This is a genomic window from Pseudomonas sp. MPB26, from assembly GCF_046605355.1.
Lineage (GTDB): Bacteria > Pseudomonadota > Gammaproteobacteria > Pseudomonadales > Pseudomonadaceae > Aquipseudomonas > Aquipseudomonas cedrina.
Map to the genome: position 1 here is coordinate 5,863,289 of NZ_CP176793.1, position 24,749 is coordinate 5,888,037.

Consider the following 24,749-nt stretch of genomic DNA (forward strand, 5'->3'; position numbering starts at 1 on the left):
TGGCGACCAGATGGTGGTGATGCTACGCATGAAACCAATGCTCGATAAGCTGCCTGCAATGCGATAGTTTGTCCCACACACAGGACAATAGGCTCAGCATGCAAGACCTCAACGACCTCTACTATTTCGCCAAAGTCGTCGAAGCCGGTGGCTTCGCGGCGGCCGGGCGGCTGCTGGGGATTCCCAAGTCGCGGCTGTCGCGGCGTATCGCCGAGCTGGAAGAACGCCTGGGCGCGCGCCTGCTGCAACGCACCACCCGCCAGTTGACCCTCACCGCCGTGGGCGAGCGCTACCTGCGCCATTGCCAGGCCATGCTGCTGGAGGCTGAAATGGCCGATGAAGCCGTGGCAAGCATGTCCAGCGAGCCTCGTGGAAGACTGCGCGTGAGTTGCCCGGTGGGCATGGCGCAGCACATCCTGCCGGAGCTGGTGGCCGGGTTTCTGGCGGCACACCCGCTGGTGCAGCTGGAAATGACCTTGGTCAATCGCCGCGTGGACCTGGTCGCCGAAGGGATCGACGTAGCGCTGCGGGTGCGTGAGCTGGGCGATGAAGACCCGCTGCTGGTGACCAAACGCCTGCGCCAGGCCCAGACCGCGCTGGTCGCCAGCCCCGAATTCATGCGCGGTCGCCGCATCGACAGCCTGGACGACCTCAAGCAATTGCCAATCCTCGGCGCGCTGGAAGCCGACCGCATGGTTCACGTGCGCCTGCTCGACCCGCAAGGCAACTCCCATGACCTGGCGATGGAGGCGCGCCTGGGCATCGACGATTTCATCGTGCGCAAGGCCAGCGCGATCATGGGCCTGGGCTTTACAGTGCTGCCGATGATGTATTGCGAAGAGGAATTGGCCAGCGGCCGTCTGGTGCAACTGCTGCCCGAGTGGTCATTGCCGGGCGGCTGGCTCCAGGCGGTGTACCCGCATCGACGCGGTGTGTTGCCGGCGATTCGCGCCTGGATCGACTACCTGGAAGAAGGCTTCAAAAGCTGCGGAGACCGCCAGTTATGAGCATGAGCGAAGCGCAAGTCGCCACTTTCTGCCTGAGCCTGCCCGGCGCGCGGGAGGACTACAAATGGGGCGGCGTGCGAGTGTTCTCGATTGCCGGCAACAAAATGTTCGCCCTGCAAAACCTGCGGGGTGACTCGCTGGCGTTCAAGGTCGACAAGGACCTGTTCCTCGGCCACGTCGACCGGCCGGGCATCCACCCCGCGCCGTACCTGGCCCGCGCGCAATGGATCATCATGAACACGCCTTACCCGCTGGGCGCCGAGGAACTGCGTGGCTTGTTGCAGCGCTCGCACCAGCTGGTGGTGAGCAAACTGCCCAAGCGCACGCAGATCGGGTTATTGCTAGAGCACGGATAACAAGGTGCCACCCAGGAACAACTGGTCGAGCCAGAACACCTGGTGCAGCAACACGATCACCCAGAACAGCACCTGGTAAGACGCCTTGCGCGTCTTGTGCCGGAACACCTGCTGGGCAATCAACGCCCCAGGCCAGCCGCCCGCCAGTTCCACGGCGTGCAGGATGTTTTCCGGAGTGCGCCAACTGTCGGTGCGGGCCTTGCGCTTGTCGCTCCAGTAAAGGAAGAACGCTACCAGGCTGACCACCCCATAGGCCGCCAGCGGGATCAGCGTCTCGCCGCGCTGCCACACCAATACCGCCCCCACCAACGGCGCCGCGCACAGCAGCACAAAGATCAGCGCTTTGAGGCGCGGGTACTGGATCGTCATGCCTTGGCGGCCGCCCAGTCGATCCAGCCGAACTGCCAGGTTGCCAGGATCAGCAGGCCAAACGCAATGCGGTACCAGGCAAACGCGGCGTAACTGTGGCTGGCGATGAACTTGAGCAAGCCCTTGACCGCAATCATTGCGAAGATGAACGAGGTCACAAAGCCGATGACGAACACCGGCAGGTCCGCCGGCTGGAACAGGTCACGGTACTTGTAGCCCGAATACACCGCCGCGCCGACCATGGTTGGCATCGCCAGGAAAAACGAGAACTCGGTGGCCGTCTTGCGTGACAGCCCGAACAACAGGCCGCCGATAATGGTCGAGCCCGAACGCGAGGTGCCCGGAATCATTGCCAGGCACTGGGCCAGGCCGACCTTGAGCGCGTCTTTCCAGGTGATGTCATCGACGGTTTCGGCGTGCACCTCATGCACGCGCCGCTCAGCCCACAACATGATCACGCCGCCCACTACCAAGGCGGTGGCGACGGTAATCGGGTTGAACAGATAGTGGTGAATCACGTCGGCAAAAATCACCCCCAGCACCACCGCCGGCATAAAGGCGATCAGCAGGTTGGCGGTGAACCGCTGAGCCTTGCGCTGGGTCGGCAGGCCCTTGACGACTTCGAAAATCTTGCCGCGAAACTCCCACACCACCGCCAGGATGGCGCCCAGCTGGATGATGATATTGAACGCGTTGAAGCGGTCGCCGGAAAAGTCGAGCAAATCGGCGACAATGATCTGGTGGCCGGTGCTGGAAATCGGCAGGAACTCGGTAAGCCCCTCCACGATGCCAAGAATCACTGCCTGAATGGCGGTCCAAAAATCCATGCTTCCCCCTAAGGTCTTGCTTCAAGGCAAGCCTCGTTGATCTTTTTAATGGTTCACTGACGACAAGACATGGTGGTGGGTGGCAACCCTGACCGGCAAAAATCTTGTGAAAAATCAGACAGTACTCAGGTTTTCCGAGTACGGGCCGAAAGCCTATCAGACAAGGCGGAAAAGTCGATGCAGCGCCACAATTATAAAAAGCACGGAGTGACAGGACGATGAACAGTTTGCGCAATATGTCGATCAGCCGGCGCCTCTGGCTGATCCTGATAGTCGCCGTGCTGATGCTGCTGGCCCTGGGTTTGCTGATGCTCAAGCAGATCCACGATGACCTGTACCAGGCCAAGCGCCAGCAGACCCAATACGTGGTCGAAACCGCCAGCGGGATCCTGACGTTTTATCACGGTCTGGAAACCACCGGCGTGTTGACCCGCGACGCCGCCCAGAAGCAAGCCCTGAGCGCGGTGCGTGGCTTGCGCTACGACCATGACGATTATTTCTGGATCAACGACCTCACGCCCGTGATGATCATGCATCCGGCCAACCCCAAGCTCGACGGCCAGAACCTTTCGGCAATCCGCGACCCCGACGGCTTTGCGGTGTTCAACGAGTTCGTGAGCCTGGCCAAAGCCAAGGGCGCCGGCATCGTCAACTACCGCTGGCCGAAACCGGGCGCCGACGCGCCGGTGGCGAAAACCTCGTATATCCATTTGTTCGAGCCGTGGGGCTGGATTATCGGTTCCGGGGTTTACGTGGACGATGTGCAGGCCGAGTTCAGCGCGCAGGTGTGGAAAGCCTCGTTTATCGGCCTGGGTATCGCACTGGCGATGGGCTTGCTGGTGTCGCTGATCGCCCGCAGTATCGTGCGGCCGCTGCAGGCGGCGGTGAACGCCATGGGCAATATCGCCAGCGGCGAAAGCGACCTGACCCGCAGCCTCGACACCCACGGCCAGGACGAAGTCACCCAACTGTCGCAACACTTCAATAGCTTCACCGCCAAGCTGCGCCAGGTGGTCGGCCAGTTGCAGGTGTGCGCCAACGCCCTGGGCCAGTCCTCCCAGGAACTGGGCAACAACGCGACCCAGGCCCACGACCGCAGCCAGCAGCAGTCCCAGCAGATGGAACTGGTGGCGACCGCGATCAACGAAGTCACCTACGGCGTGCAGGACGTGGCCAAGAACGCTGAACACGCCGCCAGCGAAATGCGTGATGCCCAGGCCCAGGCGCAACAGGGCCAGGTGAATATCGACGGCAGCCTGCAGCAGATCGACCAGCTTTCCGGCACCATCAGCAATGCGGTGGACGTGATCCGTACCCTGTCCGCTGAAAGCACCCAGATAGGCAGTGTGCTTGAAGTCATTCGCTCCATTGCCGACCAGACCAACCTGTTGGCCCTCAATGCGGCGATTGAAGCGGCACGCGCCGGCGAACAAGGCCGTGGCTTTGCCGTGGTCGCCGATGAAGTACGGCTGCTGGCCCAGCGCACGCAAAAGTCCACCGCCGAGATCCAGGGCATGATCGAACGCCTGCAAGGCCACTCGGAAGCGGCGGTCAAGGTAATCAGCGACAGCCACAGCGCATCGCAACTGACCATCGAACAGGCCGGCCAGGCCGGGGCCAGCCTCACCGCCATCGGCCAGGCCTTGCGCAATCTCAATGGCCTCAACGCCTCGATTGCCAGCGCCACCCTGCAGCAAGCCCACGTGGTGGAAGACATCAACCAGAACGTCACCCAGGCTGCCAGTCTGTCCCACAGCACGGCGTTGGCGGCGGAGCAGTCGAGCGTGGCCAGCGCACAGTTGCGTGGCCTGAGCGAACAGCTGGATGGGCTGCTGCGCCAGTTCAAAGTGTGACTGTAGTGAGCGGGCTTGTCCCGCGCTGGGGGGGGCGAAGCCGCCCTAAAACCAGACACCGCGCTCTGCCAGACAGAACGCGGTGTTTTTATGGGGGCCGCTACGCAGCCCGGCGCGGGGCAAGCCCGCTCACTACAAGAGCCAATTCCTACCTCCACGTTTCTTTGGTTACAATCTGCGCCCTCTCCCACCGTCCCGAGGAACCACCATGTCCGGGCTTGAACTCTTCGCCGCTGCCCTGGGGGTGACCGCCGTGTGGCTGACCGTCAAACAGAACCCCTGGTGCTGGCCCATCGGCCTGGTGATGGTGCTGCTCTACACTTGGGTGTTCTTCGACGTGAAACTCTATTCCGACATGCTGCTGCAGGTGGTCTACGCGGCGCTGCAGGTATACGGTTGGTGGCAATGGACCCGCGCTGGTGAGGTCAGGCAAGGGCGCGAGGTCACCAGCCTCGGCGTGCCGGCGATCATCGCCAGCCTGGCGGCGGGCGCCCTGGGCAGCCTGTTGCTCGGTTCCGCCATGGCCCACTGGACGGATGCCGCCCAACCCTGGCTCGACGCCGCCCTCACCGGCTTCAGCCTGGTGGCGCAAATGTGGATGGCGCAGAAGCGCGTGCAATGCTGGCCGTTGTGGATCGCCGTGGACGTGATTTTCGTCGGCCTGTTCCTCTACAAAGGCCTCTACCTCACCGCCGCGCTCTACGCGCTGTTCACCGTGATCGCCGTGCAAGGCTGGCGTGAATGGCGCGCCGACCCGGCGTTGCAGGCATGAAGGTGGTGGTACTGGCCGGCCCCGAGTCCAGCGGTAAAAGCTGGCTGGCGGCGCAGCTGCACGCACACTTTGGCGGGTTGATGGTCGGTGAATACGTGCGTCATTTCATCGATCATCATCAACGTGACACCACCCTGGCCGACATCCCCGCCATCGCCCGTGGCCAACTGGCCTGGGAAGACGAGGCCCGCGCCACACACCCCGACCTGTTGATCCTCGACACGCATCTGCTGGCCAACAAACTCTGGAGCCAGGCCCTGTTCGGCGACTGCCCCGCGTGGCTCGACAGCGAACTGCTGGCGCGGCAGTACGACATGCACCTATTGTTGTCGCCGGAAGATGTGGAGTGGACGGCCGACGGGCAACGCTGCCAACCCGAACTGGCCGACCGCCGCGCGTTTTTCCAGGACAGCCTGGAATGGCTGCAGCGGCATCAGCAAGCGGTGCTGGTTATCGGAGGAAATTGGGAAGAGCGCCGCACCATGGCGTTTTCAGCCGTAAAACGACTACTGCAGCTCTGACACGGCGCTAGCTGTAGGAGCTGGCTTGCCTGCGATGGCTATAGGTATCTACACAATTTTTAAAAGGCTGAAAAATCTCCTGTAGTGAGCGGGCTTGTCCCGCGCTGGGTGGCGAAGCCGCCCCAAACCAGGCCAATTGGTTTTTTCTGAAATTGCGCGGTGTCTTTATTGGGGCGGCTTCGCCACCCAGCGCGGGACAAGCCCGCTCACTACAAAATGTGTAGATACCCATGCTGCGATGGCGGCGCTTCAATCACACCTGTGTTGCTGACCCGCCGCTATCGCAGGCAAGCCAGCTCCCACATTTTCAACCTAGTCAGGCGCTAGTAGCCCAGCGACAGGCCAGTATTGCGACGCGGATCGTTCGCGCCATAGAAACGGTTGTTACCCACTGGTTTTCCACCCAGCGAAGGCGCGCCCACCAGGATCGCCGCCAGGTGGTTGGCATCCTGGGGCCCTGCAAACTTGTGGCCCCAGCTTTCCAGGATCTTCTGGGTGTCCGGGCTGACCGCGAAGGTCTCAAGGTTCGTGGTGTCCGGCATCCATTGCTGGTGGAAACGCGGCGCGTCCACCGCTTCCTGGATGTTCATCTTGTAGTCGATCACATTCAGGATGGTCAGCAAGGTCGCGGTGATAATCCGGCTGCCGCCTGGCGTACCCACCACCATCACCGCCTTGCCGTCCTTGGTCACGATGGTCGGGCTCATCGACGACAGTGGCGCCTTGCCCGGCGCAATGGCGTTGGCTTCACCCTGGACCAGACCATACATGTTCGGCACACCGACCTTGACGGTGAAATCGTCCATCTCATCGTTGAGGATCACCCCGGTCTTGCTCGCCATCACGCCCGCGCCGAACCAGTCGTTGAGGGTGTAGGTGACCGAGACCGCGTTACCCCACTTGTCGACGATGGAATAGTGGGTGGTGTTGTTGCCTTCATGGGGCGACACACCAGGCTTGATCGCCTGGGAGTCACCGGCCTTTTTCGGGTCAATGGCGTCGCGCAATTTCGCCGCGTAGTTTTTGTCCAGCAGGTGCTCGATCGGGTTTTTCACGAAATCCGGATCGCCGAGGTAGCTGTTACGGTCCACATAGGCGTGGCGCATCGCTTCGATCTGGTAGTGCAGGCCTTGGGCCGAATGATAGCCCAGGTCGGCCATCGGGTAGCCTTCAAGGATATTCATGATCTGGCAGATCACCACACCGCCCGAGCTCGGTGGTGGCGCCGAAACCACGTGGTAGCCACGGTAGTCGCATTCGATGGGCGCCAGCTCGCGGGTCTTGTACTTGTCCAGGTCAGCCTGGGTAATGATGCCTTTGCCGGCCTGGCTGGAATCCACCAGGGCCTTGGCGACCCAACCTTTATAAAAGCCGTCGCTGCCCTTGGCCGAGATTTCTTTGAGGGTCTTGGCCAGGTCCTTCTGCACCAGCTTCTGGCCGACCTGCATCGGTTGGCCGTTGTGCAGGAAGATCCCGCGCATGTCCTTGTCTTTTTCGAACTCGCCGGTGGCGGTGTGCAGCAGGTCGATATCACCCTGCTGCAGGGCGAAGCCGTTTTCCGCAAGCGTGATGGCCGGAGCGATGACTTGGGCGCGCTTGAGCGTGCCGTATTTGCTCAGGGCCAGCTCCATCCCCGACACGGTGCCCGGTACGCCGACGGCCAGGTGGCCCTTGGCGCTGAGGCCTTCGACGACGTTGCCATCCTTGTCCAGGTACATATTGGCGGTGGCGGCCAGCGGCGCTTTTTCGCGGAAGTCGAGGAAGGTCTTGCGCCCGTCCGCCAACTGCACGGTCATGAAACCGCCGCCGCCCAGGTTACCCGCCGCCGGGTACACCACCGCCAGCGCATAACCCACGGCCACCGCCGCATCAACGGCATTGCCGCCGGCCTTGAGCACATCGACGCCCACATGAGTGGCCAGATGCTGGGCTGTCACCACCATGCCGTTTTCACCGGCCACCGGGGCCTGGGAAGCGGCTTGCACACCGCTGACCGTCAACACCAGGGCTGTGGCAATCAAGGTACGGCTGAAGGGTTGGTATTTCATCCATGGCTACTCGGGTTATTGAGATGCACCAAAATAGCCCGTTGCGAATCCAATCCCCAGTGCAATGGCGTTTTTATTACAGAACCTGTCGGTCACAGAACGGCGTCGAAAACCCCGCCTGCGACGGCAAACCCGCGTTGCAGGTCCTCGATCAACGCCGCCACGTCCTCCAGGCCGATATGCAGGCGTACCACCGGGTTCAGCGCCCGGTCCGCCGCGCTGTCGCGATCCTGGGTATCGGCCACGGTGACCAGGCTTTCATAGCCGCCCCACGATGCGCCCAACCCGAACAGTTGCAGGCCATCGATAAAGCGCTCGATAGAGCCCGCGTCGGCATTGGCCAGCTCGAACGACAGCAACCCATTGCTGCCCGTGAAGTCGCGGCGCCACAGCGCATGCCCCGGATGTTCGGGGAGCGGCGGGTGGAACACGCGCTTGACCTGGGGCTGCGCCTGTAGCCACAGCGCAATGTCCAACGCCTGGCGCTCGTGCACATCCAGGCGGGAGGCCAGGGTGCGGGCGCCGCGCAAGATCAGGTAGGCATCGTCGGCGCTCACCGCGTTGCCGAAGGTATCGCTCATCCTGCCCAGCGCCGGCCAGGCCGCCTGGGTGGTGCAGACACTGCCCATCATCACGTCGCTATGGCCGCCGAGGTACTTGGTCAAGGCCATGATGGAAATATCCGCGCCCAGCGCCAGCGGTCGGTACAGATAGCCCGAGCCCCAGGTGTTGTCCACGGCCAGCAGGATATTGCGTGGCTTGCACAGGGCGGCAATCGCCGGCAGATCGCACAACTCATAGAGCAGCGAGCCCGGAACTTCGGCGTAGACCAGCTTGGTATTGGCTTGCAGTTGCGCCTCCAGCCCTTGGCCATCGGGCGAGAAATAGCTCACTTCGATACCAAACGGTCGCAGGAACTCGCGGGCCAACTTGCGCACCGGCGAATACACCGCATCGGTGATCAGCACATGATCACCGGGGCGCAGATACGCCAGGAACACCTGGGCGGCAGCGGCCAGACCGGTGCCGTAGAGACGCGTGCGGTAGCCACCTTCCAGCTCGGTGACCAAGTCCTCCAGGGCGTGGGACGTCGGGTTGCCGCGCGCGCCATAGCTTAGTACCCGCTCGCTGTCACGGCGGGCGCGGGCGTCGCGCATCTGCGCCAGGTTGTCGAAGAGCACCGTGCTCAACCGCGTGACCGGCACGTTGACTGCGCGGCCGCCCTGGCCTTTTTCGGTGCGTGCCGCATGCACCAGCCGAGTACGCACCCGCGAGGGTGCAGCCAGCGGCATGAGGCTGGCGATTTCCGCTTCGCTCATCTGCGCCGGCAAGCCGATTTCCCAGGCCAGATACTGGCGTGCGGCGTCCTTGTTGCCGCTGTGGCGGTCATGGGTGAAGAACAGAAAATCAATGCACTGTGCATCGGCCGGGTTGTGCGGGTCCTGGCTCACCGGCAGGCCAGCGGCGACCCAGGCAGCGAAACCGCCGTCGAGCAACTGTGCCGACAGACCTTCGGCGGCAAACGCCGCCAACGCGGGATCGTCCGCCACCAGCACCAACGGGCGATGGTCGGTTTTCAATTGTGAACGGATTGACCAGCGGGAGCCGGGGATATGCCCCTTGCGATAGACCATGCTCGGGCGCAGGTCGATCAGGTTGACATCCTTCACCTCAAAGGCCTGAGGGCTGATCAGCGGCAACGGCTCATACGCCACCGGCGGCACCACCGGCAATGCCAGGCCACTGTCGATACCGCCGCTCAACACGTAGGCCTCATGCCCCAACTGGCGCAGCCAACTGGCGACAATCGGCGCACGCACGCCGTCACTGTCCACCAATACCACACGCGCCTGACGCACGCCGATGTACAAGTCGGTGGCCTGGATCAACTGCCCGCCCGGCGCGTGTTGCGCGCCCGGTAAGCTGGCGGCGGCAAACTCTTCAGCGGTGCGCACATCACACAGGAACAGGCTGCGCCCGGTATCATCGGCCCATTGGCGCACCTGAGCCGCCGACACATTCACTACCCCTGCCCGCTCGGCCAACTGGCGCGCGGCGTGGCGCTGTTGGGCCAGGTCTGCGCTGACGTGGTCGGCATATTGCCGCGTGCTGCCGTGTTCCAACGGGAAGTCTTCCAGGTACCAGCCCTGGGTTCCGTTTTCCAGGGCGTAGATCGGATTTTTCAGCCCCAGGTTAATCAGCGTCTGCGCGCCGATTATGCTGCGGGTGCGCCCGGCACAGTTGACCACTATAGGCGTGCTGTCATCCGGCACCAGCTCATGCACGCGGTAGCCCAGTTCGCCGTTGGGGCAGCAGATGGAACCGGGAATGGTCATCTTGCGGTACTCATCGAATGGCCGCCCATCCAGCACCACCAGCGGCTCGCCACGCGCCTGCCACTCTGCCAGTTGCCGCGCGGTGAGGTGCGGCGTGTGGCTGGTCTCTTCCACCAACTCGCCAAACGCCTTGGACGGCACGTGCACACCGGCAAACAACTGCAGGCCCGCCGCCCGCCAGCCCTCGGCACCGCCGTTCAGCACCTGCACGCGGCTGTAGCCCAGCGCCTGTAAACGCTCGGCCGCGCGCGCCGCGATCTCGCCACCGTCCTGGTCGTAGATCACCAGGCGCACCTGCGGGTTCGGCGCCAGGCGGCGCACTTCCAGCTCCAGGCGGCTGTAGGGCAGGTTCACCCCGTGAAACAGGTGGGCCTCGCCGTATTGCCCATATTCGCGCACGTCGAACAGGGCGATTTCCTGTCCGTCGAACAGCCATTGCTGCAGTTGACTTGGGGTGATGGTCTGGCTCATGGAAGTCCCAACAAAGTAAGTAAGAATTACTGCAACACCAGCGCTATCGCAGGCAAGCCAGCTCCCACAGTTGGTCGGCGGTGGATTTAAGCGTAGGCCCGGATCGACGGCGCCATCTGCGACGCGTTGTAGTTGAGGATGCGTCCGTCCGCGTCCACGCCATACCGGCCGTTCAGCGATTCGAGCGGCAAACCATATAAGTGGAAGTGCAGCGTCGCCTGCTCGCCTTCAACCTTGATGCCATGCAGGTCTTCGCCCAGGAACGCGATCGACGTACCCGGCTGCACGATCACTTCCTTTTCCAGCGTCAGTGTGGTGAAACCCGGCTCGCGTCCATCGTCATTGCGCGCGTAGACGTAGTTGATTTCCTGACCTTCAACCGCACTGATGATCGCCCAGGTCTCATGGTTGTGCGCGAGGGTGCTTTTGCCCGGCAGCAACGAGTTCAGGTACAGGGTCGGCGTATCGCCGTCGTCGTTCAGGCGGTAACGAAAAGCGGTGCAGCCCTGCCCCGGTACCGGCGCGGGAAATTGGTCGAAGTTGAACAGGTCACGACGCCCTGCGAGGTTTTCCAGCAGGCCGGTAATTTCTACGAGGGCCGCACGGTCTACGCCGCGCTGGTTGATGACACGGATCTGCTGCAAAAACGCTTCGATAACGGCGGCACGGTTTTCGATACTCATCACGAACTTCCTCTAATCAGACAGACAGGCTGTAACGGCTCAAATGGGTCAACAGGTACGGGTCGTGGGCGACGGGGCCACGGCGCCCCGAATCGCCCAGGGCATGGCGCAGGAACGTCTGGGTGCGTTCGCTGGCCGGGTTCTGGAAGATCTGTGCGGCGCTGCCATGCTCGACAATCACGCCGTGTTCAGTGAAGTACACGACGTCGCTGATCTCTTCGGCGAAGCGCATTTCGTGGGTGACCAGCACGCAGGTCATGCCCTCTTCGGTCAGCTCGCGGATCACCGTCAGCACCTCGCCGACGGTTTCCGGATCGAGGGCCGAGGTCACCTCGTCGAACAGGATCAATTCCGGGCGCATCGCCAGGGCGCGGGCAATCGCCACGCGCTGTTGCTGGCCGCCGGAAAGCTGGCCGGGGTAGGCATCGGCCTTGTGCTCCATGCGCACTTTGGCCAGCAAGGCGCGGGCATCGTTCTCGGCGTCGGTGCGGTTGCGCCCCAGCACCTTGCGCGGGGCAATCACCAGGTTTTCCAGCACCGACAGGTGTGGGAACAGGTTGTATTGCTGGAACACAAACCCCACGCGCTTGCGCAACTCGATGCGCTGGGTTTCCTGGGCCAGTGTGTCGACCTGGGTCTGGCCCACGCGGATGCTCCCGCGCTGGGGCTGCAACAGCCCGGTGATGCAGCGCAGGATCGTGGATTTGCCCGAGCCCGACGGCCCGATGATCGACACCGCCTGGCCGCGCAGCACCTCCAGGTCGATGCCCTTGAGCACCGGGTTGGCGCCGAATGACAAGTGCACATCGCGCAGGCTCACCAGGGGTTCAATAGAAGGCATAACGGCGCTCCAAGTGTTGGGTGAGACGGGAAATCGGATAGCAATAGGCAAAGAACAGCACCAGCAGGCTCAGGTAGACCACCACCGTGAAACCGGTCATGTTCACGGTGTTGCTGGCGATCTGCGCGGTGTCGATCACGTCGTGCACGCCCACCAGTGAGGCCAGCGCCGTGCCCATGGCGACCACCGCATACAGGTTCATCCACGGCGGCAACATGCGCTTGAAGCACTGCGGCAGGATGATCGAACGGAACAACTGGCCCCGGGTAAACGCCAGCGAGCGCGCGGCCTCCCACTGGGTGCTGGGGATCGAACCGATGGCGCCACGAAAGATCTCCGCAACGTTGGCGCTCGCCGGCAAGGCCAGGCCTAGGGTGACCTTGACCCAATCGGGGAACGACACGTAACTGCTGCCGATATGGATCTCGAACGGGAACACGTAAGTGGTGAAATAGATCAGCACCAGCCACGGCGCGTTGCGAAACACCTGCACCCACAGCCGCGCGACAAACCCGAGGGGCGACAACGCCAGTGCGCCAACCAGCAGGCCAAGCATCGAACCCAGGGCAATCGCCACCACGCTGATCAGAATGTTCTGGCCGAAACCGGCCACCAGCGCCGGCGACCATTGCAGCAACGCAGCCAGTACCGGGAATGAATCAATGGCCATAGCCGGGCATCCTCAGGCGCGCTTCCAGCCAGCGCCCCACACAATTGACGATAAAACTCAGCAGCCCGAAAAAGCTCAGGATCAGAATCATCAGCTCCAGCACGTTGTCGCTCTGGGTCCAGATCATGATGGCCGCGTAGGTGATGTCGCCGACGGCAATCGCCGAGGCCACGGCCGTCATCTTCACCAGGTCGATCAGGTTGTTGATCAGCGACGGCAAGGCAAAGCGCAGCGCCAGCGGCAACTGCACATTCCACAGCAGTTGGCGGCTGCTGAAGGCCAGGGAACTGGCGGCCTCCAGGGTCACGGCCGGCACCGCTTCAATGCCGGCGCGCAGGGCCTCGGCGTGGAATGCGCCCTTGTGCAGGGAGATCACGATCACCACCCAGGCAAACGGCGTCAGCGGGTTGGCCGCGCCGACTGCCTGGGTCAGCAGCATGTTCAGCACCAGGAACGCGCAGTACAGCTGCACCAGGGTTGGCGTATTGCGCGTGACTTCCACGAACACCCGCACCGGCTTGGCCAGCCACGGGTTGCCTGAGGTCAGCATCGCCGCCAAGGAAACCCCCGCCAGCAGGCTGCCGATGATAGTGAACAGGCACAACAGGCCGGTGGTCAGCGCGCCCTGCACCAGCGTGCCACGCTGGTAAGCGTCGAGCAGGAAGTTGTAATTCAGGCCAATGCCGGCGGCCCACTGTACAAACAGCTCCAACAGTGGGGCCATGCCTCAAGCGCCCTTGAACTGTTTCTGCAATTCCACCAGCGCAGGCGATGCAGGGCTGATGCGGTTGCGGGTCTGGGCTTCGATCAGCCAGCCGCTGCGGTGCAGTGCCTGGATGATCGGGTCGAGCCTGGCCTGGGTGTCGCCTTCGCCGCGGCGGGTCCAGATCACCGAGGGCGCCGGGTTGAGTTCCGGGGTGATGACGCGGTAGTTCTTCCATTCGGCGCTGTCGTTGACCAGCGGGTTGATCAGGGTGGCGTCATGCACCGCCGCGACGCAGTTGTTGCCGCGCAAGGCAAGCAAGGACTCGGAGGAGCTTTTGAACGCCTTGATCTGGGCGCCGAACTCGGTCAGCGGCTTCACATAGCTGCTGCCTTGGGAGGTGCACACGGGCTGATCCTTGAGGTCTTGCCAGCGGGCAATCTTGCTGTCTTTGAGCACTGCCGCGGCGCCACCGATGCGGTAGAACGGAGTGGGCACAAAACCGAGGATCTCACCGCGCTCGGCGGTCCATTCCATATTGGCGATCAGCAGGTCGACCTTGCCCTGCTGCAGGAACTGCACCCGGTTGGCGGGCAATACCGGCACCAGTTGCACTTGAGCCTTGAGTTGACGCCCCAGCTCGTTGGCCAGGTCCACGTTCAAGCCCTTGGGCTGTTGCGTCGCCGGGTCGATGCTGCCGAACGGCCCGCCGGACAACAGCACACCCACGACCAGCACATGCCGCTGCTCGATCTTGTCCAGGGTCGCATCGGCCTGTGCCGCCCCATTGGCGCCCAACGCGATCAGCGACCCCAGGGCCACCGGCAACCATTGCTTCAATTTCATTGGACTTCCCCCTGGCGAATGATCGGCGTACCCCGACCTGATAGAGGGGCATGCTAGGGAGAGTGGGCAAGCAACGGAAATGCAGATATCTCATATCGTTATAACTTAACGTGAATGGACAACCTTTGATTCAGGCATAACCCAATATTCATTGGGCCAGCTAAAAATATTTATCGCCGATACATAAAACTATGTAATGTTTAACGTCACACCCGTGATGTAAAACCGCTTCTGGAACCGGCCATGTCGACCCTCGACCTTGAACTGCTGCGCACCTTTATTGCCGTGGTCGATCACCACAGTTTCGCCGAGGCTGGCACGCACCTGGCCCGCACCCAATCGTCCGTGACCCAGCATATGCAGCGTCTGGAGCAGCAAGTAGGGGTCAGGCTGTTCGAGAAGCGTGGCCGGCAAAAGCAACTGACCGAACCCGGCCTGCAGTTGCTGCGCCATGCACGCCAGATGCTTTCGCTCAATGACGATGCGTTGAACTCCTTGCGCGAAAGCAGCCTGAGCGGCGTATTGCGTATCGGCTCGCCTCACGATATCGCCGACACCATCCTGCCGCCGATCCTCAGCCACATCGCCCGCTCCGCACCGCGCTTGCGCCTGGAGATCGATGTGGGCCGCAGCCCGTTCCTGATGGATGACTTGCATCGTGGCAAGGTGGACATGGTGATTTCCACCCGCTCCGACCCGGACCTGGAAGGTTTTGCGTTGCGCACGTCACCGGTCTGGTGGATTTGTTCAGCGCAGTACATTCATCAGCCGAGTGAGCCGCTACCGTTGATTCTGGTGGATGAGCCGAGCATCTACCGGCGCTATGCGCTGGAAGCGTTGGAGCGGGCCAATATTGCCTGGCGCCAGGCCTACCTGGCGTCAAACCTGATCGGCATCAAGGCCGCGACCCGTGCGGGACTGGGGGTGACGCCGCGAAGCATGGAAATGCTCGGGCCGGACATGCGGGTGCTGGGGGAGACGGATGGGTTGCCGCGCTTGCCTGAGGTGACGTACTACCTGTGGATTAGGCCGCACACGGCGAACCCGATTGCCAGGAAGGCATATGACTTGATCCGAGGCAGCCAGGGGTTGTGATCCCCTGTTGGAGACTGCAGCGATCTCGTGGTTATGTTTTGCGCTTGGCGGCGCTAGAATCACGGCCTTTCTCGCCTGCTTCCCTTGATACGAGCCCCCCATGAGCTTTGATTTCGACACGATCCACTCGCGCTTCGGCACCGGCAGCACCAAGTGGAACCGCTACCCGCAGGACGTCTTGCCCATGTGGATCGCCGACATGGACATCGCCGCGCCGCCCGCCGTGCTCCAGGCCTTGCATGCGCGCCTCGAGCAGCAGGTCCTCGGCTACAGCGTCGCCGGCGCGGATGTGCGTGAGGCGATTGTCGCCGACCTATGGGCCAAGTACGCCTGGCGTGTGCAGCCGGATGAGCTGCTGTTCCTGCCGGGCGTCGAGCCGGGTTTCAACATGGCGCTGCACGCGTTTGTACAGCCGGGCCAACCGGTGGTGCTGCAGACGCCCAACTACCGGCCGATCCGCCTGGCGCCGGGAAACTGGAACCTGCCGCGCATTGAAGTACCGTTCCAGTTGAGCAACGGCGAATACCTCACGCCGCTGCCGGCCCTGCGCCAGGCGCTGGCTGGCGCGGGCGCGCTGCTGTTGAGCAACCCGCACAATCCCATCGGCAAGGTCTTCCCCCGCGAAGAGCTGCTGGCGGTGGCCAATGCCTGCCTGGAACACGGCGCACTGATCATCTCCGATGAAATCCACGCCGAGCTGTGCTTCGACGGCCGCCGCCACATCCCCACGGCCAGCCTCAGCGAGGAGATCGCCCAGCGCACCATTACCCTGATGTCGGCGAGCAAGGCCTATAACGTGGCCGGCCTGAAGACCTGCTTTGCGGTGGTGCAGAACGCCGAGATCCGCGAGCGCTTCAACGCGGCCCGTTGCGGCATGGTCGACAGCGTCAGCCCCCTGGGCCTGGAAGCCACCCGCGCAGCGTACAGCGAATGCGGCGAATGGTTGGAGGCGTTGAAGGCGTACCTGCAAGCCAACCGCGACTACCTGTTCGATGCCGTGCAGACCCGCCTGCCCGGCGTGGTGATGCATGCCCCGCAAGGCACCTACCTGGCCTGGCTGGATTGCAGCGCCCTGGAGCTTGCCGACCCGCAGCAGTTCTTCCTGGAACGGGCCAAGGTAGGGTTGAGCGCCGGTCTCGAGTTCGGCGATGACAGCCAGCAGTTCGTGCGCCTGAACTTCGGCTGCCCAAGGTCGATGCTCGAAGAAGGGCTGCAACGCATGGAGCGCAGTCTGCGACATCGCTGACCTGTGCCGGTGATCGTCTATCTCAGCGGTGCCGCTGCTGCACAATGACTCACGCTTGAGGCGCGGGAGCCTGGAACGTGACACTGCTGACCTGCGCGACACGTGTGGCTGAACCAGGCTGGCGTGGCGCGCTGACTGTCATCAACATGCCGTCGTTGGTCATGAATTTAGGCCGTGCTTTATCACCCGTTGAATCGTTGGCAAAAGCGTTCTGGATAACCAGCTTACGTTGGTTTCCAGGCTCATCCCCCTTCAGGTTCACGGTCAGGTCTCCCGAGGGTGAAACGCTCCAGCCCGATACCTGTGCAGCGCTGTAATCCAGCTTGATGACGCTGTCGTTCGGGTCTTTGATCGTCACAGCCTTGTTGCTTTTGTTGACGATGTAAGTATTGGGGCCACCCTCCCCGACCACGGTAGCGCCGCCATTGATCACGATAACGTTAGAACCCTTACCGGTTAAAACCACATCTTTCTTGCCGTTCAGGGTAAACAGGTTGCTCTGGTCATCGCCGACTATGTAACTTTCGCCATTTTCAACGGTGGCAGCGTTTGAAAACTCATGAAAGTACGCAATGGGGGAAACACCTTCCGTTTTCGAGGCCGCAGTGCTCACTGAAACCGTTCCGGTTTTGAAGTTGATGACATGGCCTGAATAGGTGGCGGTTTTGGCGTCGTTGCCTTCAGTGTAAGGGGTGCTCAGATTGCCGGAAAAAACCAAGGTGTTGCGGCCCTCGCCTCCCCAGAGCTCAGTTGCTTTTTTACTGAAGCCGTTCTTTTCAGTCCTCCAGACCTCCTCCGCCTGCTGCAGGGTCTGACGGGCATCAGCGCTGAAAATCACCGTATCGTCGACCTCTCCCCCGCTGATCAGTTTTTTCCCGCCCCCCAACAAAAAATAGTTGGGTTTCTTGAATCCTCCTGCCACTTCGTCATCGCCATCGCCCAGGTCCCAAAGCGTGGCCTTTCCTGACCCCTCTGCGCCTTCCACCGGTTTGATCGACATGCCGTCCCACGAATCGGAAGGTGCATTGATACGATCATTTGCGTCCCTGATGTTGACGGAGGGGACTTGCCCATTCACCTGGATCAGATTCAGCAAAAAAGTGATCGGGGCCCACCAGTGCTGGCCCGTCAGGCTTACCTTCCCCGGAACCTGTGTGACGACTACGTCCCCGGAGCCAAACACAACACGTTCGAAATGGTCTTTACCCGGGCCGTTCAGGAATGCTTGATGATATTCCCTCTTCTGTATGTCATAGCCCTCGGCGTATTTCGCTTCCCAGTAAGGTTTTATGACATCAAACCCCGGTTCAAACCCGAGGAAAGATTTCAGGCCGATTTCGAACTTTTTCGAACCTGACAGCGGCGTGTATTCATTAATGTCTTCCACCGTGCGCACCGCCGAGTAAATTGCTTGCCCGGTCATCAATACTGCCGCCACTGCGAGCCCCGCCGGCCCGGCAGCACTGAAGCCCGCCAGGAATGCAGCGCTCAAGCCTATCGAGGTGACCGCATTGGTGATGGCGAATGCGCCGTTGACATAGTGATCCTGAGCTTCCTTACCGGTACTGCCAGCCGCCTTATTGAATGAATCGACGGCATTGTGGATATCAAAAGGAACACCGATAGCCGTGCCGGCAACACCCGCGACCTTTCCAATCATCTTTCCGATAGTGGAGGCCTGAAAGCTCAGTATCGTTGGCGTCACCTTGGCGATTGCCGACTGCGCCATTTTATTGAGGCCAACCTCTACGGCCGTCCCGGCATAGTCAGACGCTACAGCACCCGCGCTGATGATCCCTGCCGTCGTATCGCCACGCTGAAAACTCTCAATGGAACTGCGCAGCCCCTGGAATGTGCTGAACGCCAGGAAACCGAGGCCAGCGACTTTGGTTTTCCCGCCAGGCTTACCTGGTGTTTCTCCCGAGGAGAAAAAATCTGCGGGCAATGGTTTACCGCTGCGCTCCAGGTCACCTATCGCAGCGGCCTGTTGCGTTGTGTCACGCAGGCTTTTCTGGAACTGTTCTGGGACAAGACTACCGTCGCCGCGGGTCGCCAAAGGTGGCGCGCCGGGACTGCGGTTGGCCGCAATGCCGCTGACGATCCCGGTAACGCGCGCACCGACTTCCGGCGATGTCGACTTCAGAAACGCCAGAAGACGGTCGTAGTCGATCTCCACGTCGCCGCTGATACGTCCCTGGGCATCAACGGGCAATGTATGTTCGATCGGTTTGCCGTTGACATGCACGCCCATCTTGTAGAGTTCGGTACGACTGACTTCCACTTCCCCGATTCGCAGGGGGGGATGAGTCTCATCAAGAACCTGGAGGCGTTTTACTTCAGCTTCGTCAATCGCCTTCAACGCTGTGGTCGTTGGTGTCACCGTTTCGGCCGACGGAGGCGGCGCAGGCTGGCTCGGTGCCTGCGTCGTGGTGGGTGGAGAGGCGTTTGCGGCTGGGGCGAAAAGCCTGTTGAGTGCGGCATCGGTTTTACTGTCGAGCTTCCCATCGTATAACCGTGCGGTGAAGGTCTCTTCCATGAAATCCGCTGGGCTTCTGGTCGCGCGTGCGCTGACATTATCGCCGCCGTCGCGAAAAGGTTCCTTGTTGTCAGCCACCTCAAGGAACCCTTGGGAGTCGGCTTTGTAGTAGCTCAGCATCCCTAGTTTGCCTGCGATCATCGCAGCTTGCTTGCGAGCTTGAGCATCGGCGGCGCCCGCTGGGGTCCGATGACCTACTCGATCGGCGACTGTGGCGTCATTCGCGGAGGGCGAGACAAAAAAATCATCGCCAATGATCAACGTCGGCGGGTTGTTGAAGTGCAGCCGCGTTTCCGGTTGGTCGCCAGGGTTGGCAATGATCACCTTTATCTTGCTCCCGATCGCCTGCGCGGCGGCCGGGTCACTCTGCAAGAGTTTTGCCAAGGCTTCGTCCACGGCATCCTTCACACGCGCGGCCTTGCCGGGGTCGCCACCCACATCGCTCTTTATATCAACGGTCTTGCCTTGAATAACTTCACTTTGAAAATGCGTCAGCTTACCGAGTTTATCCTCGGCCAACTCTGCACGCTTTTTTTCCATGCGCTCGAAGACATAGGGATACTCAACAGGCGCAGCCGCTTCGATGATCAGCCTTGTCAAGTGCTGTTTGAGCGCCTGCATGGCCGGTACAAGCACGGAACCGGGGTGGGCGTTGATGAATAGACCGATTGTCTCCAGCAGCATTACTGCCTGGTGATACTGCGACATGCCTTTGCTGGCGTGCATTTTTTCCAGCCCTTGCACCACCTGGTCATAATCTTTCATGGCAGTGGGTTCGGGGGAATACGCTTGAAGATGGGAATCTTCCACCGTCGGCAGCTGTGAGGCATTGAGTACTTTGACAGTGTCGAGCCCACTCAAAGGGCGGTCGTACGTGAACTTGATGTCGTTGGTGGCGCCGCTAATCTGCGGAATAAAATCTCGATTAAATACACTGATCCTATATCTCGGCTCGCCCGGAAAGTCGCTCAAAGGTTTAACTAAGTGTTTAAGCGCGGGATCGGTAAATATTTTTTTCAACACATCTTTAAATAATTTCTCGGAAACGACCTCAGTAAAACCCACATTGGGGTCATTGAAGTAATACGTTCGTCCCTTCTGTGGGTCAACGATAACGCCTGCGGTCAGACGATGCCCCTGACTGCTGATCAAGAGCGTTTTTGTCGTAGGCGAATTGAGCAATTGCGGGGCGATCTCGGTGTAGGGGGCGACCTTCACGGTGGCAGGATCGTGCGCAACCTCAGGGATCTTTACACGAGCCTGAACCTCGGCAATTTTTCGGAAAAAAGCCTCGGATTCCGGCGCATCCGGATTTACGACGGCGTAGTAGAGGTTACTCAGAAAAGTCTGGTGTTTACCCTCCGCTACAGCCAGGGACAGTAAATGTGAAAGCCCCGCGCATTCCCCTCCAGCCAGCTGGTTCACCATGGACAGGTAGTAGCTTTGCGGCGCGGGCGTTACCTTTACGCCATGGGTCGAGATTACCTTCGTGAACCGGCTTATCATGTCTTGAACACTTTTGATAACGCGCTGCTCAGCCAAACGCTGCAATGCACCGATCTGTTCCGGGCTTAGCTGGTTATCCACCGCAAGCCGCATGAGCGCCACATCGCTCATTGACGAGTAATAACCAGGCAATGCTATTGAGGACGGCGTGTTATAGCCTCGCAGGTAATCTTCGCGGGTGAAATCATGTTTAGCCGTTGTCACTTTTGCTTGAAATAACTCAGGAACGTCGTCATCCAGAATGCCATTGGAGGGGCCTGCGAGGTCATGCCCCAACGTATCCCGACGCGGGCGACTGTGCTCGGGTGCTTTTTTTTGTACGATGGAGGGTGCATCAGTATCAGGCAGGTAGGCAGGTTGAAAGGCCGGCGGGGCGATTGAGGAGGTCATGTGAATCAGTCTCACGGCAAAGTTATGAGGCTTACCGTCCTTGTAGTTGGATATCCTGATTCAGGCCAACCTACCAATCCTGCATCAGGACACCTATCAGACTTTTCCGCTCTCGGCTTATGGCGTCGTTTAAATTGAAGTCAGCGCCAGACTCAATTCATATTTTCTTATGTAGAAGCTGCCGGACATTCGATTGGTTTACAACTTGGCGATGGACACTTCGGTGGACTTCACAAAGGCGATCACTTCACTGCCCACCTTCAATTCAAGGTCGCGCACCGACCGGGTGGTGATCACCGAAGTGACGATGCCTGACGCGGTTTGCACGTCGATTTCCGACACCACTTCCCCCAGCAGGATTTCCTTGATCACACCCTTGAACTGGTTGCGCACGTTAATTGCTTTAATGGTCATGTCGGCTTTCCTTTTGGCTGTTGGGTCAATCCGCACGAATGCGCAGGCCTTCAAAATGCGCCACCCACACCAACATTAAAAGGAATATATAACTATTTGTTTATGCAATTAAGATATATGAGTTACCTGAAAACAGCAGGTCAATGGGGGAGTTGATGCCGTCACCAAAAGGCGATCAACCAAGCGCTCTGTGCAGGCTCACCCAGTAACGGGTTCGATTCTGCACTTCGAGCCCCAGAGTAGAGGCCAACAGGATAAGGATCCGATCGGTGTCGTCCAAGCGAAAACTACCGGTGACCCGCAACGCTTCAAGGCTGGGCTCCCAGCGGAGAACGCCTGGCCGATAGCGTTGCAGCTCCCGCAGGAAATCGCCCAGCGGTTGGTTCTGCGCGGTCAGCACGCCGTCGCGCCAGCCCAGTTGCAGCACGTCGAACGGTACCCAGGCCCCCAGCCCGCCAGTTTTCAACCGCGCTTGCTGACCTTTTTGCAAGATCGCCGTTTGCCCGCCCAGATCGCGCACCTGCACCGTGCCCTGGAGCACAGACACCAGGCAACCCGCGGCCAGTTGTCGTACACACACCTGCGCCTGGCTGACCTTCAACTCGCCATAGCGGGTCTGCACGGTCATCGGCGCTGCACCAGGCACATCAAGCGCCAATTCACCGTCCACCAATGTGATGCGCCGCTGCGCCAAGTCCACATCCAGCGCCGTCGCGGTATTGAGTTGCAGGCTGCCGCCGTCGTCCAACAGCACGCGTTTGCGCTCTCCGGTCGCGGTGTGCAGGTCGGCGCGCCATGCCTCGATGGGCAATTGACGGCTGATCAACCAGGCGGTCGGCACCAATGCCGCGAGACCCAAGGCACGCTTGAGCACGGCGCGGCGCCCCGGTTGCGGGCGGTCGAGGCTGGCCATCGCCAGGGCCTGGGGCAAGTCGCTGAAACGCTGGCGCAAGGTCTGGGCTTTCTGCCAGGTCTGTTCGTGTTGCGGGTGGCTGTCACGCCACTGTTGCAGCGCGGCATGATCACGCTCGGTGGCCGCACCGGACTCAAGCAGCGCCAGCCACTGGGCAGCGGCGCGGGCGACGTCACGGCTCACAGGTCCGCCAGCAGGCAATGTTCGTAGGCTTGGGCCATGTAGCGTTTGACCGTGCGTTCGGACACGTCCAGGCGTTCGGCGATCTGCCGATAGCCCAGGCCTTCCAATTGGCTCCAGAGAAACGCGCGGCGCACCAGCACCGGCAAGCCATCGAGCAGTTCATCCAGGGCTTGCAGGGTCTCCAGCACCAGCCAGCGCTGTTCGGGCGACGGCACACAGGCTTGCGGCAGGTTTGCCAAGGCATTCAGGTAGGCCTGTTCGAGGCTGCGCCGCTGATGGAAATTCACCAGCAGACGCTTGCCCACCGTCACCAGGTACGCCCGCGGCTCCTGCATCTGCGCAATCGGCTGCGCGCTGGCGAGTACGCGCAAGAACGTGTCCTGGCTCAGGTCGGCGGCATCCCAGGCATTGCCCAGGCGCCGGCGCAACCAGCTTTCGAGCCAGCTGCGATGGTCGCGGTACAGGCTGGCCAACGTCAGTTCGGGGACGTGGGACGGGACAACAGCATCATTCATGGCAAGCGACCTGCGCGGCGCGAGTGAGTCTCAAATGAGATTCATTCTATTTAATATCGTGCCGACACACCATGATCTTTTCAACGTTGTGTTCATATGGGCGCTTCTGCCTCAAACACCTGCCCGCTCACGGCAGCATTGCCAGGTCCGACACATTCGTCAGAGCCCGCGCCTGCGCAACCACTGCAAAAATCCCTTCTTCACCGGCACCACCGGCGCCTCCTCCGTCAAGGCTTGCGCGGCGTGAATACGGAAATCCAGCAAGGTTTTCATCGCATCGCCGATGTCATGGCGCGCGTCCAGGCAGGGCGTCAGGTATTCCTTCTCGATGCGGTACAGGGTGCAGAATGTCTTGGCGCAAAAGTCCGCCAGCGCGGCCTGGTCGGTCAGGATGCCCGCCTCGCCGATCACCTCGCCCGGCCCCATGCGCCCTGCTTCGAATGTGTGCCCGCCCTTGGTCAGCATCACCGAGACCACGCCGGACTCCACAATGAACAAATGATCGCTGACCTCTCCCGCCGGCAAAATCATCTCGCCGGCACGGTAGGTGTGCAGGGTCATGTTCTGGCTGAAGGTGTCTTTTTCCTCCTGCCGCAAGGTGGAGAAAATCGTCGAATTATCCAACAGCGCCCGCGCCCGTGACGTTTGCGTCGGGGTAGCGCTTTCGGCGGCCGACAACAGACTCACGCCCGCCGCCTGCAAGTGCCGGAAGGCCAGATCATACAGCTGGTTACGGACTTCGCGCTTGAGCGGCATGGCCGGAACGAACCCGCTGATTTCGTATTCGACACCGCCGCTGGCGGAGGTCTTGAACGCCACGCTCGGCGCGGGCTTGCTCAATAGCGGCCGGCAACCTTGCATCGCCCGCTCCAGCGCCTCGATCACCGTTTGCGGACGCGCATGGGGGCTGACCTGCACGCTCACCGCCAAGCCGAACATATCCGCCGGCCGCGAGAAATTGATGATCTTGGCCTTGGCCGCCAGCGAATTGGGGATCACCGCCATGCTGCCCTGGGAGGTTTGCAGGCGCGTGGCGCGCCAGTCGATGTCGGTCACCCGGCCTTCGGTGCCGTCGATGGAAATCCAGTCATCCAGTTGATACGGCTTGGTGGTGTTGAGCACAATCCCGGAAAACACGTCGCTCAAGGTGCTCTGCAACGCCAGGCCGACGATGATCGCCACGGCGCCGGACGTCGCGAGCACACCCTTGACCGGCAGGTCGAGCACGTAGGCCATGGCGGCAATGATCGCAATCAGGAAGATCACCGCGCCCATCAGGTCCTGCAGCAATCGCCCGGTATGCCCGACCCGCTGCGTCATCAGCGCACCCAGCAACACCGTCAGCGTACGCGCCGCAAACAGCCACCAGCCGATCTGCAAGGCGGTGGCCGCCAGGTGCAGCGCCGTGTCGTCCGCATAAGGCGCAAGCTGCATGGGGTTCATGCCGTCGTTGAACAGCACGGCGCTGAACACGGCAAAAATCACCAACCGCGCCGCCAGCTTCCAGTTGGCGAGGTCGGCGGAAATAAGGCGCCACACGGCGATGTCAATAAAGATCAGCGCCAGGGCGCACAGCATCGGGTGATCAGCGATAAATGAGGGCATCCAGGCGACTCCAGGGCGAATGACGGGAAGATCGCATGAAACG

General features: G+C 61.1%; 21 protein-coding genes and 1 pseudogene. 8 read left to right on the forward strand and 14 right to left on the reverse strand.

The window, feature by feature from the left end; genetic code table 11:
• The first annotated feature begins 98 nt into the window (after positions 1–98).
• Both ACLH0H_RS26750 and ACLH0H_RS26755 read left to right on the forward strand, forming a co-directional pair.
• The gene (locus ACLH0H_RS26750) at positions 99–1,007 is read left to right on the forward strand and encodes a LysR substrate-binding domain-containing protein (protein WP_076952313.1); all 909 of its coding nucleotides are present in this window, start codon (positions 99–101) and stop codon (positions 1,005–1,007) included.
• A complete protein-coding gene (locus ACLH0H_RS26755; protein WP_186689671.1) occupies positions 1,004–1,363 on the forward strand; it encodes an MmcQ/YjbR family DNA-binding protein in 360 nt (119 codons plus the stop codon). The genes ACLH0H_RS26750 and ACLH0H_RS26755 overlap by 4 nt, the downstream gene beginning before the upstream one ends.
• Here ACLH0H_RS26755 and ACLH0H_RS26760 read toward each other — a convergent pair.
• Positions 1,349–1,732 (reverse strand): DUF1294 domain-containing protein, encoded by a 384-nt coding sequence (locus ACLH0H_RS26760; RefSeq protein WP_411380356.1) that lies wholly within the window; start codon positions 1,730–1,732, stop codon positions 1,349–1,351. The genes ACLH0H_RS26755 and ACLH0H_RS26760 overlap by 15 nt on opposite strands.
• Entirely contained in the window at positions 1,729–2,559 is an 831-nt protein-coding gene (locus ACLH0H_RS26765) for an undecaprenyl-diphosphate phosphatase (RefSeq protein WP_411380357.1), read from the reverse strand. Before ACLH0H_RS26765 ends, ACLH0H_RS26760 begins: the two co-directional genes overlap by 4 nt.
• Before the next feature lie 308 nt (positions 2,560–2,867).
• Between ACLH0H_RS26765 and ACLH0H_RS26770 the strand changes: the two are divergent.
• From ACLH0H_RS26770 to ACLH0H_RS26785, 4 genes and pseudogenes are all read left to right on the forward strand, one after another.
• Positions 2,868–3,557 (forward strand): annotated as a pseudogene (locus ACLH0H_RS26770) (cache domain-containing protein); the annotation flags it as partial.
• Positions 3,558–3,677: 120 nt separating this feature from the next.
• Complete coding sequence (locus ACLH0H_RS26775; RefSeq protein ID WP_394329493.1) at positions 3,678–4,412, forward strand: methyl-accepting chemotaxis protein; 735 nt, start codon at positions 3,678–3,680, stop codon at positions 4,410–4,412.
• Positions 4,413–4,620: 208 nt separating this feature from the next.
• Positions 4,621–5,184 (forward strand): nicotinamide riboside transporter PnuC, encoded by a 564-nt coding sequence (gene pnuC, locus ACLH0H_RS26780; protein WP_411380358.1) that lies wholly within the window; start codon positions 4,621–4,623, stop codon positions 5,182–5,184.
• Complete coding sequence (locus tag ACLH0H_RS26785) at positions 5,181–5,705, forward strand: AAA family ATPase (protein WP_411382469.1); 525 nt, start codon at positions 5,181–5,183, stop codon at positions 5,703–5,705. Before pnuC ends, ACLH0H_RS26785 begins: the two co-directional genes overlap by 4 nt.
• A gap of 323 nt (positions 5,706–6,028) precedes the next feature.
• On the opposite strand, the gene ggt is transcribed toward ACLH0H_RS26785, so the two are convergent.
• The 7 genes from ggt to ACLH0H_RS26820 all read right to left on the reverse strand — a co-directional run bounded on the left by ggt (position 6,029) and on the right by ACLH0H_RS26820 (position 14,303).
• Positions 6,029–7,753, reverse strand: coding sequence for a gamma-glutamyltransferase (gene ggt, locus ACLH0H_RS26790; RefSeq protein WP_411380359.1), 1,725 nt, complete (start codon positions 7,751–7,753; stop codon positions 6,029–6,031).
• Between the two features lie 92 nt (positions 7,754–7,845).
• Entirely contained in the window at positions 7,846–10,560 is a 2,715-nt protein-coding gene (metC, locus tag ACLH0H_RS26795) for a cystathionine beta-lyase (RefSeq protein WP_411380360.1), read from the reverse strand.
• An 86-nt stretch (positions 10,561–10,646) separates the two neighbouring features.
• Positions 10,647–11,243, reverse strand: a complete 597-nt coding sequence (locus ACLH0H_RS26800; RefSeq protein ID WP_411380361.1) for a cysteine dioxygenase — start codon at positions 11,241–11,243, stop codon at positions 10,647–10,649.
• A gap of 16 nt (positions 11,244–11,259) precedes the next feature.
• Positions 11,260–12,084, reverse strand: a complete 825-nt coding sequence (locus ACLH0H_RS26805; RefSeq protein WP_411380362.1) for an amino acid ABC transporter ATP-binding protein — start codon at positions 12,082–12,084, stop codon at positions 11,260–11,262.
• Complete coding sequence (locus ACLH0H_RS26810) at positions 12,071–12,754, reverse strand: amino acid ABC transporter permease (RefSeq protein WP_411380363.1); 684 nt, start codon at positions 12,752–12,754, stop codon at positions 12,071–12,073. Before ACLH0H_RS26810 ends, ACLH0H_RS26805 begins: the two co-directional genes overlap by 14 nt.
• On the reverse strand, positions 12,744–13,478 hold the full coding sequence (locus ACLH0H_RS26815) for an amino acid ABC transporter permease (protein ID WP_411380364.1): 735 nt from the start codon (positions 13,476–13,478) through the stop codon (positions 12,744–12,746). Before ACLH0H_RS26815 ends, ACLH0H_RS26810 begins: the two co-directional genes overlap by 11 nt.
• 3 nt (positions 13,479–13,481) lie before the next feature.
• Entirely contained in the window at positions 13,482–14,303 is an 822-nt protein-coding gene (locus ACLH0H_RS26820; RefSeq protein WP_411380365.1) for a transporter substrate-binding domain-containing protein, read from the reverse strand.
• 243 nt (positions 14,304–14,546) lie between these two features.
• On the opposite strand from ACLH0H_RS26820, the gene ACLH0H_RS26825 reads away from it, so the two are divergent.
• Together ACLH0H_RS26825 and ACLH0H_RS26830 are read left to right on the forward strand one after the other, a co-directional pair.
• Positions 14,547–15,398, forward strand: a complete 852-nt coding sequence (locus tag ACLH0H_RS26825) for a LysR substrate-binding domain-containing protein (RefSeq protein WP_411380366.1) — start codon at positions 14,547–14,549, stop codon at positions 15,396–15,398.
• A gap of 100 nt (positions 15,399–15,498) precedes the next feature.
• Complete coding sequence (locus ACLH0H_RS26830; RefSeq protein ID WP_411380367.1) at positions 15,499–16,644, forward strand: MalY/PatB family protein; 1,146 nt, start codon at positions 15,499–15,501, stop codon at positions 16,642–16,644.
• Positions 16,645–16,693: 49 nt separating this feature from the next.
• Here ACLH0H_RS26830 and ACLH0H_RS26835 read toward each other — a convergent pair whose 3' ends face one another.
• The 5 genes from ACLH0H_RS26835 to ACLH0H_RS26855 all read right to left on the reverse strand — a co-directional run bounded on the left by ACLH0H_RS26835 (position 16,694) and on the right by ACLH0H_RS26855 (position 24,706).
• Positions 16,694–21,076 carry a hypothetical protein gene (locus tag ACLH0H_RS26835; protein WP_411380368.1) on the reverse strand — a complete coding sequence of 1,461 codons (4,383 nt, stop codon included), beginning with the start codon at positions 21,074–21,076 and terminating at the stop codon, positions 16,694–16,696.
• A 198-nt stretch (positions 21,077–21,274) separates the two neighbouring features.
• Entirely contained in the window at positions 21,275–21,490 is a 216-nt protein-coding gene (locus tag ACLH0H_RS26840) for a molybdopterin-binding protein (RefSeq protein ID WP_003173733.1), read from the reverse strand.
• A 175-nt stretch (positions 21,491–21,665) separates the two neighbouring features.
• Positions 21,666–22,586: a FecR domain-containing protein gene (locus tag ACLH0H_RS26845; protein WP_411380369.1), complete on the reverse strand. Its 921-nt coding sequence runs from the start codon at positions 22,584–22,586 to the stop codon at positions 21,666–21,668.
• Positions 22,583–23,101, reverse strand: coding sequence for a sigma-70 family RNA polymerase sigma factor (locus tag ACLH0H_RS26850; protein WP_411380370.1), 519 nt, complete (start codon positions 23,099–23,101; stop codon positions 22,583–22,585). Before ACLH0H_RS26850 ends, ACLH0H_RS26845 begins: the two co-directional genes overlap by 4 nt.
• A gap of 159 nt (positions 23,102–23,260) precedes the next feature.
• Positions 23,261–24,706 carry a mechanosensitive ion channel domain-containing protein gene (locus tag ACLH0H_RS26855; protein WP_411380371.1) on the reverse strand — a complete coding sequence of 482 codons (1,446 nt, stop codon included), beginning with the start codon at positions 24,704–24,706 and terminating at the stop codon, positions 23,261–23,263.
• Positions 24,707–24,749: the final 43 nt, after the last annotated feature.

What these genes read in the sequence shown, in the direction of transcription:
- ACLH0H_RS26810 (WP_411380363.1), bottom strand. Translation starts at nt 12,754, where the DNA reads ATGGCCATTGATTCATTCCCGGTACTGGCTGCGTTGCTGCAATGGTCG.
- ACLH0H_RS26830 (WP_411380367.1), top strand. Translation starts at nt 15,499, where the DNA reads ATGAGCTTTGATTTCGACACGATCCACTCGCGCTTCGGCACCGGCAGC.
- ACLH0H_RS26825 (WP_411380366.1), top strand. Translation starts at nt 14,547, where the DNA reads ATGTCGACCCTCGACCTTGAACTGCTGCGCACCTTTATTGCCGTGGTC.
- ACLH0H_RS26820 (WP_411380365.1), bottom strand. Translation starts at nt 14,303, where the DNA reads ATGAAATTGAAGCAATGGTTGCCGGTGGCCCTGGGGTCGCTGATCGCG.
- ACLH0H_RS26775 (WP_394329493.1), top strand. Translation starts at nt 3,678, where the DNA reads ATGGAACTGGTGGCGACCGCGATCAACGAAGTCACCTACGGCGTGCAG.
- ACLH0H_RS26800 (WP_411380361.1), bottom strand. Translation starts at nt 11,243, where the DNA reads ATGAGTATCGAAAACCGTGCCGCCGTTATCGAAGCGTTTTTGCAGCAG.
- ACLH0H_RS26760 (WP_411380356.1), bottom strand. Translation starts at nt 1,732, where the DNA reads ATGACGATCCAGTACCCGCGCCTCAAAGCGCTGATCTTTGTGCTGCTG.
- ACLH0H_RS26750 (WP_076952313.1), top strand. Translation starts at nt 99, where the DNA reads ATGCAAGACCTCAACGACCTCTACTATTTCGCCAAAGTCGTCGAAGCC.
- ACLH0H_RS26855 (WP_411380371.1), bottom strand. Translation starts at nt 24,706, where the DNA reads ATGCCCTCATTTATCGCTGATCACCCGATGCTGTGCGCCCTGGCGCTG.
- ACLH0H_RS26840 (WP_003173733.1), bottom strand. Translation starts at nt 21,490, where the DNA reads ATGACCATTAAAGCAATTAACGTGCGCAACCAGTTCAAGGGTGTGATC.
- ACLH0H_RS26835 (WP_411380368.1), bottom strand. Translation starts at nt 21,076, where the DNA reads ATGACCTCCTCAATCGCCCCGCCGGCCTTTCAACCTGCCTACCTGCCT.
- ACLH0H_RS26755 (WP_186689671.1), top strand. Translation starts at nt 1,004, where the DNA reads ATGAGCATGAGCGAAGCGCAAGTCGCCACTTTCTGCCTGAGCCTGCCC.
- ACLH0H_RS26805 (WP_411380362.1), bottom strand. Translation starts at nt 12,084, where the DNA reads ATGCCTTCTATTGAACCCCTGGTGAGCCTGCGCGATGTGCACTTGTCA.
- ACLH0H_RS26815 (WP_411380364.1), bottom strand. Translation starts at nt 13,478, where the DNA reads ATGGCCCCACTGTTGGAGCTGTTTGTACAGTGGGCCGCCGGCATTGGC.
- metC (WP_411380360.1), bottom strand. Translation starts at nt 10,560, where the DNA reads ATGAGCCAGACCATCACCCCAAGTCAACTGCAGCAATGGCTGTTCGAC.
- ACLH0H_RS26785 (WP_411382469.1), top strand. Translation starts at nt 5,181, where the DNA reads ATGAAGGTGGTGGTACTGGCCGGCCCCGAGTCCAGCGGTAAAAGCTGG.
- ACLH0H_RS26765 (WP_411380357.1), bottom strand. Translation starts at nt 2,559, where the DNA reads ATGGATTTTTGGACCGCCATTCAGGCAGTGATTCTTGGCATCGTGGAG.
- ACLH0H_RS26850 (WP_411380370.1), bottom strand. Translation starts at nt 23,101, where the DNA reads ATGAATGATGCTGTTGTCCCGTCCCACGTCCCCGAACTGACGTTGGCC.
- pnuC (WP_411380358.1), top strand. Translation starts at nt 4,621, where the DNA reads ATGTCCGGGCTTGAACTCTTCGCCGCTGCCCTGGGGGTGACCGCCGTG.
- ggt (WP_411380359.1), bottom strand. Translation starts at nt 7,753, where the DNA reads ATGAAATACCAACCCTTCAGCCGTACCTTGATTGCCACAGCCCTGGTG.